This window comes from Microbacterium sp. NPDC097977 (assembly GCF_040302605.1).
Taxonomy (GTDB): domain Bacteria; phylum Actinomycetota; class Actinomycetes; order Actinomycetales; family Microbacteriaceae; genus Microbacterium.
Window position 1 is genome coordinate 1 of record NZ_JBEOUR010000106.1, and the last position, 8336, is coordinate 8336.

At 66.0% G+C, this 8336-nt stretch carries 14 protein-coding genes; all 14 read left to right on the plus strand.

The genetic code is table 11. The annotated features are described in order from the left end of the window. Positions 1 to 205 precede the first annotated feature (205 nt). The 14 genes from rpsH to rpsK all read left to right on the plus strand — a co-directional run bounded on the left by rpsH (position 206) and on the right by rpsK (position 8299). On the plus strand, positions 206 to 604 hold the full coding sequence (gene rpsH, locus ABTZ43_RS16175) for a 30S ribosomal protein S8 (RefSeq protein WP_045253835.1): 399 nt from the start codon (positions 206 to 208) through the stop codon (positions 602 to 604). 6 nt (positions 605 to 610) lie between these two features. Further along, on the plus strand, positions 611 to 1147 hold the full coding sequence (rplF, locus tag ABTZ43_RS16180; RefSeq protein WP_045253834.1) for a 50S ribosomal protein L6: 537 nt from the start codon (positions 611 to 613) through the stop codon (positions 1145 to 1147). 2 nt (positions 1148 to 1149) lie between these two features. Further along, on the plus strand, positions 1150 to 1509 hold the full coding sequence (rplR, locus tag ABTZ43_RS16185; RefSeq protein ID WP_029260926.1) for a 50S ribosomal protein L18: 360 nt from the start codon (positions 1150 to 1152) through the stop codon (positions 1507 to 1509). Positions 1510 to 1529: 20 nt separating this feature from the next. Further along, on the plus strand, positions 1530 to 2222 hold the full coding sequence (gene rpsE / locus ABTZ43_RS16190) for a 30S ribosomal protein S5 (RefSeq protein WP_279625477.1): 693 nt from the start codon (positions 1530 to 1532) through the stop codon (positions 2220 to 2222). Next, positions 2222 to 2407, plus strand: a complete 186-nt coding sequence (gene rpmD / locus ABTZ43_RS16195; protein ID WP_042538783.1) for a 50S ribosomal protein L30 — start codon at positions 2222 to 2224, stop codon at positions 2405 to 2407. Before rpsE ends, rpmD begins: the two co-directional genes overlap by 1 nt. Further along, a complete protein-coding gene (gene rplO / locus ABTZ43_RS16200) occupies positions 2407 to 3033 on the plus strand; it encodes a 50S ribosomal protein L15 (RefSeq protein ID WP_082539484.1) in 627 nt (208 codons plus the stop codon). Before rpmD ends, rplO begins: the two co-directional genes overlap by 1 nt. A gap of 102 nt (positions 3034 to 3135) precedes the next feature. Further along, the gene (gene secY / locus ABTZ43_RS16205; protein WP_056420002.1) at positions 3136 to 4458 is read left to right on the plus strand and encodes a preprotein translocase subunit SecY; all 1323 of its coding nucleotides are present in this window, start codon (positions 3136 to 3138) and stop codon (positions 4456 to 4458) included. Continuing rightward, positions 4455 to 5051 carry an adenylate kinase gene (locus ABTZ43_RS16210; RefSeq protein ID WP_056420004.1) on the plus strand — a complete coding sequence of 199 codons (597 nt, stop codon included), beginning with the start codon at positions 4455 to 4457 and terminating at the stop codon, positions 5049 to 5051. Before secY ends, ABTZ43_RS16210 begins: the two co-directional genes overlap by 4 nt. 9 nt (positions 5052 to 5060) lie before the next feature. Then, complete coding sequence (gene map, locus ABTZ43_RS16215) at positions 5061 to 5909, plus strand: type I methionyl aminopeptidase (RefSeq protein WP_350539531.1); 849 nt, start codon at positions 5061 to 5063, stop codon at positions 5907 to 5909. A 158-nt stretch (positions 5910 to 6067) separates the two neighbouring features. Beyond that, positions 6068 to 6745, plus strand: a complete 678-nt coding sequence (locus ABTZ43_RS16220; protein WP_350539532.1) for a DsbA family protein — start codon at positions 6068 to 6070, stop codon at positions 6743 to 6745. A gap of 179 nt (positions 6746 to 6924) precedes the next feature. Further along, positions 6925 to 7146: a translation initiation factor IF-1 gene (gene infA / locus ABTZ43_RS16225; RefSeq protein WP_017201569.1), complete on the plus strand. Its 222-nt coding sequence runs from the start codon at positions 6925 to 6927 to the stop codon at positions 7144 to 7146. A 64-nt stretch (positions 7147 to 7210) separates the two neighbouring features. Continuing rightward, positions 7211 to 7327 (plus strand): 50S ribosomal protein L36, encoded by a 117-nt coding sequence (rpmJ, locus tag ABTZ43_RS16230; RefSeq protein ID WP_005050492.1) that lies wholly within the window; start codon positions 7211 to 7213, stop codon positions 7325 to 7327. A 167-nt stretch (positions 7328 to 7494) separates the two neighbouring features. Then, on the plus strand, positions 7495 to 7869 hold the full coding sequence (gene rpsM / locus ABTZ43_RS16235; protein WP_045253827.1) for a 30S ribosomal protein S13: 375 nt from the start codon (positions 7495 to 7497) through the stop codon (positions 7867 to 7869). Positions 7870 to 7900: 31 nt separating this feature from the next. Beyond that, the gene (gene rpsK, locus ABTZ43_RS16240; protein ID WP_045253826.1) at positions 7901 to 8299 is read left to right on the plus strand and encodes a 30S ribosomal protein S11; all 399 of its coding nucleotides are present in this window, start codon (positions 7901 to 7903) and stop codon (positions 8297 to 8299) included. Positions 8300 to 8336 lie beyond the last annotated feature (37 nt).

Here is an 8336-nt window from a genome sequence, read left to right on the forward strand (position 1 = left end):
CTAGCTGTTTTGTGGTTTTTGTTTGGTGGGGTGTTTGTGCCAACCGGCGTCCCCCATTCCTATATGAACCCCCGTCGGTGTTCTTGGGGTGGGGGGGGGGCCCCCCCCCCCCCCGCCCGATCCCGTACAATTGAAGATTGCGTGTCATCGCAGGCCGTCTGTCGTGTAACGGCAGCCGGAACCTCATGAACAAAGGAAAACAACAATGACAATGACAGACCCGGTCGCAGATCTGCTGACCCGTCTGCGCAACGCGAACTCGGCGCATCACGATTCCGTGACCCTGCCGTCGAGCAAGCTCAAGACGCACATCGCCGAGATCCTCCAGCAGGAGGGCTACATCGCCGGATGGGAGACGACTGACGCACGCGTCGGCTCGAACCTCACCCTCCAGCTGAAGTACGGCCCCAACCGCGAGCGGTCGATCGCGGGCATCAAGCGCGTGTCGAAGCCCGGCCTCCGCGTGTACGCGAAGTCCACCGAGCTGCCCCGTGTCCTCGGCGGCCTCGGCGTGGCCATCCTGTCCACCTCCTCCGGTCTTCTCACCGACCGTCAGGCAGAGCAGAAGGGCGTGGGCGGAGAAGTTCTCGCCTACGTGTGGTAATCGAAAATGTCGCGTATTGGACGACTTCCCATCGACGTTCCCGCGGGCGTGACCATCTCGGTCGACGGCCGTGAGGTCGCGGTGAAGGGCCCCAAGGGTGAGCTCACCCTGACGGTCGCCAAGCCCATCGAGGTCGCGGTCGAGGAGAACCAGGTTCTGGTCTCCCGTCCCGACGACGAGCGCGAGTCGCGGTCGCTTCACGGCCTGACCCGCACGCTCATCAACAACAACATCATCGGCGTGACCCAGGGCTACACCAAGGGTCTCGAGGTCGTCGGAACCGGTTACCGCGTGGCGCAGAAGGGCAGCTCGGTCGAGTTCGCCCTCGGCTTCTCGCACCCGGTCCTCATCGACCCGCCCGCCGGCATCACGCTCACGGTCGAGGGCAACAACAAGCTCACCGTCAGCGGAATCGACAAGCAGGCTGTCGGCGAGGCAGCTGCGAACATCCGCAAGATCCGCAAGCCCGAGCCGTACAAGGGCAAGGGCGTGCGCTACGCCGGCGAGATCGTGCGTCGCAAGGCCGGAAAGAGTGGTAAGTAACCATGGCTCTCAAGTCAAAGTCTGACGCCCGCGCGCGTCGTCACGCCCGCCTTCGCAAGAAGGTCGTCGGCACCGAGGTGCGTCCGCGCCTCGTCGTCAACCGTTCGGCTCGCCACGTCTTCGTGCAGCTTGTCGACGACAGCAAGGGTCACACCGTCGCGTCGGCTTCGACGCTCGAGACCGACCTGCGCTCGCTCGAGGGTGACAAGACCGCCAAGGCCCGCAAGGTCGGCGAGCTTCTCGCCGAGCGCGCGAAGGCCGCTGGCGTTTCCGAGGCAGTGTTCGACCGTGGCGGCAACCGCTACGCCGGTCGTGTCGCCGCCATCGCCGACGGCGCCCGCGAAGGGGGTCTGGCACTGTGAGTGACAACAAGGAGAACGAAGTGACCGAAACGGCTGCTGCCGCTCCCGAGACGGCTCCGGTCGTCTCTGAGACGGCCGCCGGCACGACCCAGGCCGAGCCTGCCCGCGAGGGCCGCCGCGGTGGCGGTCGCGATCGCAACCAGGGTGGCGGTCGTGACCGCAACTCGCGCGACCGCGGCGACAACCAGTTCCTGGAGCGCGTCGTCACCATCAACCGCGTCTCGAAGGTCGTGAAGGGTGGTCGTCGCTTCAGCTTCACCGCTCTCGTGGTCGTCGGCGACGGCAACGGCCTGGTCGGCGTCGGCTACGGCAAGGCTCGTGAGGTCCCTCTGGCCATCCAGAAGGGCATCGAAGAGGCCAAGCGCAACTTCTTCCGCGTTCCGCGCGTCGGAAGCACCATCCCGCACCCCGTGCAGGGTGAGGCCGCAGCAGGCGTCGTCCTGCTCCGTCCGGCCGCTGCCGGTACCGGTGTCATCGCCGGTGGTCCGGTCCGCGCCGTGCTCGAGTGCGCCGGTATCCACGACGTGCTGTCGAAGTCGCTCGGTTCGTCGAACACGATCAACATCGTGCACGCCACGGTGACCGCCCTGAAGCAGCTCGAGGAGCCCCGTGCGGTCGCCGCACGTCGTGGCCTCGAGTTCGACCAGGTCGCACCCGCGCGTCTCGTCCGTGCGGAGGCTGACGCCATCGCCGCACAGAAGGTAGGTGCCTGATGGCTGCGCGCCTGAAGGTCACGCAGGTCAAGTCCAAGGTGAGCGAGAAGCAGAACCAGCGTGACACGCTGCGCAGCCTCGGTCTGAAGCGCATCGGTGACAGCACCGTGCGCCCCGACGACGCGCAGACGCGCGGTTACGTCAAGACCGTCGCCCACCTCGTCAAGGTTGAGGAGATCGACTAATGGCTGAGAAGAACGAAGCCGAAGGCGCCGAGAAGGCCCCGAAGAAGGCTGCCGCTCCCAAGGCCGCAGCCGCCAAGAAGCCCGCCGCCAAGAAGGCACCGGCCAAGGCGTCCGACGCCAAGGCCGACGCCGTCTCGAAGCCGGCTGCCAAGAAGGCTGCGCCGAAGAAGGATGCTCCGGCATCCCGCCCCGGCGTGCTGAAGGTCCACCACCTGCGTCCGGTCCCCGGATCCAACACCGCGAAGACCCGTGTCGGTCGCGGTGAGGGCTCCAAGGGCAAGACGGCGGGTCGCGGTACCAAGGGCACCAAGGCTCGCAACACCGTTCGCGTCGGCTTCGAGGGTGGGCAGATGCCTCTGCACATGCGCACCCCGAAGCTGCGCGGGTTCAAGAACCCGTTCCGCGTGGAGTACCAGGTCGTGAACCTGGAGAAGCTCGCGGAGCTGTACCCCTCCGGTGGCGATGTCACCATCAGCGACCTGGTCGCCAAGGGTGCCGTTCGCAAGAACGAGAAGGTCAAGGTTCTCGGAGACGGCGACATCGCCGTCAAGCTCACCGTCGCGGTCGACAAGGTCTCGGGTTCTGCCGAGCAGAAGATCGTGGCAGCAGGCGGATCCGTCAAGTAACCACTTCATGAGAGGGGTCGGAGATTCTCCGGCCCCTCTTATGGGTTAGCCTGTTCTTTCAGCCGTCCCTCAGGGACGGCAACCTTTTCAGGAGGAACGTCCTTGTTTAGCGCCATCGCGCGGATCTTCCGCACGCCCGACCTGCGTCGGAAGATCGGTTTCACCCTCGCCATCGTCGCCATCTACCGACTTGGCTCGAATGTCCCTGCTCCGTTCGTGAACTTCCCGAACGTCGAGGAGTGCCTCGCGCAGAACTCGGGCACCGAAGGACTCCTCGGGCTGGTCAACCTCTTCTCCGGCGGGGCGCTCCTCCAGCTGTCGATCTTCGCGCTCGGCGTCATGCCGTACATCACCGCGACGATCATCACGCAGCTCCTCCGGGTCGTCATCCCTCACTTCGAGGCACTGCACAAAGAAGGCCAGGCCGGTCAGGCCCGCCTGACGCAGTACACGCGGTACCTCACCATCGCGCTCGCGCTGCTGCAGTCCACGACCCTCGTCACGGTCGCCCGCAGCGGACAGCTGTTCGGCACCACCGACGTCGCCGCCTGCCAGAACCTGCTCACCAACGACGTGTGGTGGGCGCAGCTGCTCATCATCATGGCGATGACGGCCGGTACCGGGCTCATCATGTGGTTCGCGGAGCTCGTCACCGAGCGCGGCATCGGCAACGGCATGTCCCTGCTGATCTTCACCTCGATCGCCGCGACCTTCCCCGGGGCCATGTGGCTCATCTGGGAGAGCAAGGGCTTCGAGGTCTTCCTCCTGGTGCTCCTGGTCGGAATCATCGTGATGGCGCTGGTCGTGTTCGTCGAGCAGTCGCAGCGGCGCATCCCCGTGCAGTACGCGAAGCGCATGGTGGGACGTCGGACGTACGGCGGCACCAACACGTACATCCCGATCAAGGTCAACATGGCCGGTGTGATCCCCGTGATCTTCGCCTCGTCGCTGCTGTACATCCCGGCGCTCATCGCCCAGTTCAACACCCCGCAGGACGGCTCGGAGCCGGCCGCGTGGGTCACCTGGGTCAGCACCAACTTCACCACGGGAAACCACCCGGTCTACATGGCCGCGTACTTCCTGCTCATCATCGGATTCACGTACTTCTACGTCGCGATCACCTTCAACCCCGTCGAGGTCGCCGACAACATGAAGAAGTACGGCGGGTTCATCCCCGGTATCCGTGCAGGTCGCCCGACCGCCGAGTACCTCGACTACGTGCTCACGCGCATCACGCTGCCCGGCTCGATCTACCTCGGTCTGATCGCACTGATCCCGCTCATCGCCCTCGCCACCGTCGGCGCCAACCAGAACTTCCCGTTCGGTGGCGCATCGATCCTCATCATCGTGGGCGTCGGTCTCGAGACGGTCAAGCAGATCGATGCACAGCTGCAGCAGCGTCACTACGAAGGGCTCCTCCGATGACGGCATCCGCTCGTCTCCTGATCGTCGGCCCCCAGGGGTCCGGCAAGGGCACGCAGGGCGTGCGCATCGCCGAGTCGTACGGGATCCCGGTCGTCTCGACCGGAGACATCTTCCGCGCGAACATCAAGGAGGGGACGCCGCTGGGCCAGCAGGTCACGGCGGTCCTCGACAAGGGCGACCTGGTTCCCGACGAGCTCACCAGCGAGATCGTGCGCGATCGTCTCTCTCAGGATGACGCGGCCGACGGCTTCCTCCTCGACGGGTATCCGCGCAACAGTGCGCAGGTCGCGCACCTCGACGCGTTCCTCGCCGGCCGCGGCGAGTCGCTCGACGCGGTGATCCTGCTCGACGTGTCGCGCGACGAGAGCATCCAGCGACTCAAGCTCCGCGCGGCGGAGCAGGGCCGTTCGGACGACACCGACGAGGCGATCGCCCACCGTCTCGACATCTACGAGCACGAGACGGCGCCGATCCTCGAGGTCTACGGCCCCCGCGGCATCGTCGACCGGATCGACGGCATCGGATCGCTCGACGAGATCACCGAGCGCATCTTCGCCGCGCTGGCCGCGCGCGGTCTCCGCCTCGCGGCCTGATCGCCTCCGATGTTCCGCAAGTCGATCTACAAGAACCCCGCGCAGCTGCGCGCGATGGTCGAACCCGGCCTCATCACGGCGGCGGCACTCGATGCCGTGCGCCCGCTGATCCGTCCGGGTGTCACCACGCTCGAGCTCGACGCCGAGGCGAACCGGGTGATCCTCGCCCGCGGTGCGGAGTCGAACTTCCAGCTCGTGCGCGGCTACCGGCACACGACCTGCATCTCCGTGAACGACGAGGTCGTGCACGGCATCCCCGGCGAGCGGATCCTGCAGGCGGGCGACATCGTCTCGATCGACTGCGGAGCGCAGTACCAGGGCTGGAACGGCGACAGCGCGATCACGGTCGTCGTCCCCGATGACAGCCGTCCCGAGCTGGTCGCTCAGCGTCTCGAGCTGTCCCGGGTCACCGAGGGCTCGATGTGGGCCGGCATCGCCGCCATGGCGTCCGCTTCGCATCTGGGCGACATCGGCGCCGCGATCCAGGGATTCATCGAGGCACAGGGGCCGTCAGCGGTCTCCGGCGAGACCTACGGGATCCTCCGCGAGTACGTCGGGCACGGCATCGGCCGCAAGATGCATGAAGCGCCGAGCGTCTTCAACTACCGCACGCCGGATCCCGGCGCAGAGGTCAAGCCGGGACTGGTGCTCGCGATCGAGCCGATGGTCACCGCGGGCAGCGACGAGACGTTCGTCGAGGACGACGACTGGACGGTGTCGACCGTCGACGGCACCGACGGCTCGCACTGGGAGCACAGCGTCGCGCTGCACGACGGGGGCATCTGGGTGCTCACCGCCGCAGACGGGGGAGCGGCGGGACTCGCCGCCTTCGGCGTGACGCCCACTCCCATCCCCTGACACCCGGTCCTTCGGCCGGAGCGATGATCGTCATGCAGAGCATCATCACAACGCGCGCATAGGTTTCTCCGGGCACAATGGGTGTATGGGTGCGCATGCACCCGAGGATTTCAGGCCGGGCCCGCAGCGGGCGCGGCCTCGACAGAAACGGAAGATCCATGGCAGCTGCGAAGAGCAACACCAACTGGTTCGTGATCGGCGTCTCGGCGGCAGTGGTGGTCGTGCTGGCCGTCCTCGCCCTCGTCGTGGTGAACCTCAACAACCAGGCGACCGCGCCGGGACCAGCGCCGAAGAGCGCGATCGTGAATGACAAGACGGGTGCGATCAGCTTCGGGTCCGGCGAAGACACGATCGACACGTACGTCGACTTCATGTGCCCCGTCTGCGGGCAGTTCGAAGACGCGTACGGCGAGCAGCTGCAGGGTGCCGCCGCCGATGACAAGATCACGCTGAACATCCACCCGATCTCGATCTTGGACCGCGCCTCACAGGGCACCGAGTTCTCCACCAGAGCAGCGAACTCCATGTACTGCGTCGCTACGGAAGCCCCCGATGCCGCGCTCGACTACTTCAACCTCCTCTTCACCAACCAGCCCGAGGAAAACACCGCGGGGCTCGCCGACGATCAGCTGATCGAGCTTGCGAAGCAGGCCGGCGCCGCCGGCGCCGCGGACTGCATCACCGACGGCACCTACTCGCGTTTCGTCGCGACTCGCACGGAGGAGACCCCCACGGATCCGGCCACCGGTCGCTTCGGCACGCCGACCGTCGCCATCAACGGAGACCGCATCGACAACTCCGAGATCGCGACGGAGTTCGCCAAGATCCTCGGCTGACCGGCTGCTGTGCTCCGGCGGGGGTTCCGGTCGCCTTCCAGGTTGCCGGAACTCCCGTTGTCGGATAACATAGATCCTTGGTGCTTTGCGCCTTGATTCGGCGTGTCTGAATCGGCGCGAGAACCGCAATCCACCCACCCACCGCAGATCGACCGGTCTGCAGAAGCGTCAGCGAGGCTATGGCTAAGAAAGACGGTGTCATCGAGATCGAGGGCGTGATCTCCGAGGCTCTTCCCAACGCGATGTTCCGCGTTGAACTGAGCAACGGACACAAGGTCCTGGCAACGATCTCAGGCAAGATGCGGCAGAACTACATCCGTATCATCCCCGAGGACCGCGTGGTCGTGGAGCTCAGCCCCTACGACCTCACCCGCGGCCGTATCGTCTACCGCTACCGCTGATCGGTCGAGAAGTAACGGCCTGCCCCAGCTCGGGGCGGTACGAAGACAGCGAACAGGAAACATCATGAAGGTCAACCCCAGCGTCAAGCCGATCTGCGATCACTGCAAGGTGATCCGTCGTCACGGCCGCGTCATGGTGATCTGCAAGAGCAACCCGCGCCACAAGCAGCGCCAGGGCTGACCCTCGTCGGCATCGCCGACAGGGATCTTCGGATCGACTCACAACTCAACACACACCGGCAGGATCAGATCCTCCGTCAGGCTCAGGAGCCGGCGGAGGGGACACCTCGGGGCAGAGGCCCGAGCACCGATCCTGCTCCACACCTCTAAGAAACCCAGGAGAACCGCATGGCACGTCTTGCCGGCGTTGACATCCCGCGCGACAAGCGCGTGGTGATCGCCCTTACCTACATCTACGGCGTCGGCCGTACCCGCTCGGTCGAGATCCTCAAGGCGACGGACATCGATGAGAGCATCCGCGTGAAGGACCTCAGCGACGACCAGCTGATCGCCCTCCGCGACCACATCGAAGGAACCTACAAGGTGGAGGGTGACCTGCGCCGCGAGGTCGCCGCAGACATCCGCCGCAAGGTCGAGATCGGCTCCTACGAGGGCATCCGCCACCGTCGTGGCCTCCCGGTCCGTGGTCAGCGCACCAAGACCAACGCCCGTACCCGCAAGGGCCCGAAGCGCACCGTCGCAGGCAAGAAGAAGGCCCGCTAAGCGCGGCCCCAGGGACTAGGAGAACACTTTCATGGCTGCACCCAAGGCCGCCGCGCGCAAGCCGCGCCGCAAGGAAAAGAAGAACATCGCACTGGGCCACGCCCACATCAAGTCGACGTTCAACAACACGATCGTCTCGATCACCGACCCGTCCGGAGCTGTCATCAGCTGGGCATCGTCGGGTGGCGTGGGCTTCAAGGGCTCGCGCAAGTCGACCCCCTACGCCGCAGGAATGGCTGCCGAGTCGGCCGCCCGCCAGGCGCAGGAGCACGGCGTCAAGAAGGTCGACGTCTTCGTCAAGGGACCGGGCTCGGGTCGCGAGACCGCGATCCGTTCGCTGACGGCCGCCGGCCTCGAGGTCGGTTCGATCCAGGACGTCACCCCGCAGGCGCACAACGGTTGCCGCCCGCCGAAGCGTCGCCGCGTCTGATCCGGCTCGTCGAGCCGCCCGCGCCTTCGGGCCCGGG

Coding starts and splice junctions, on each gene's coding strand:
- rpsM (WP_045253827.1), top strand. CDS start 7,495: ATGGCACGTCTTGCCGGCGTTGACATCCCGCGCGACAAGCGCGTGGTG.
- rplF (WP_045253834.1), top strand. CDS start 611: ATGTCGCGTATTGGACGACTTCCCATCGACGTTCCCGCGGGCGTGACC.
- rplO (WP_082539484.1), top strand. CDS start 2,407: ATGGCTGAGAAGAACGAAGCCGAAGGCGCCGAGAAGGCCCCGAAGAAG.
- ABTZ43_RS16220 (WP_350539532.1), top strand. CDS start 6,068: ATGGCAGCTGCGAAGAGCAACACCAACTGGTTCGTGATCGGCGTCTCG.
- rpsH (WP_045253835.1), top strand. CDS start 206: ATGACAATGACAGACCCGGTCGCAGATCTGCTGACCCGTCTGCGCAAC.
- rpsK (WP_045253826.1), top strand. CDS start 7,901: ATGGCTGCACCCAAGGCCGCCGCGCGCAAGCCGCGCCGCAAGGAAAAG.
- infA (WP_017201569.1), top strand. CDS start 6,925: ATGGCTAAGAAAGACGGTGTCATCGAGATCGAGGGCGTGATCTCCGAG.
- ABTZ43_RS16210 (WP_056420004.1), top strand. CDS start 4,455: ATGACGGCATCCGCTCGTCTCCTGATCGTCGGCCCCCAGGGGTCCGGC.
- rplR (WP_029260926.1), top strand. CDS start 1,150: ATGGCTCTCAAGTCAAAGTCTGACGCCCGCGCGCGTCGTCACGCCCGC.
- rpmD (WP_042538783.1), top strand. CDS start 2,222: ATGGCTGCGCGCCTGAAGGTCACGCAGGTCAAGTCCAAGGTGAGCGAG.
- map (WP_350539531.1), top strand. CDS start 5,061: ATGTTCCGCAAGTCGATCTACAAGAACCCCGCGCAGCTGCGCGCGATG.
- rpmJ (WP_005050492.1), top strand. CDS start 7,211: ATGAAGGTCAACCCCAGCGTCAAGCCGATCTGCGATCACTGCAAGGTG.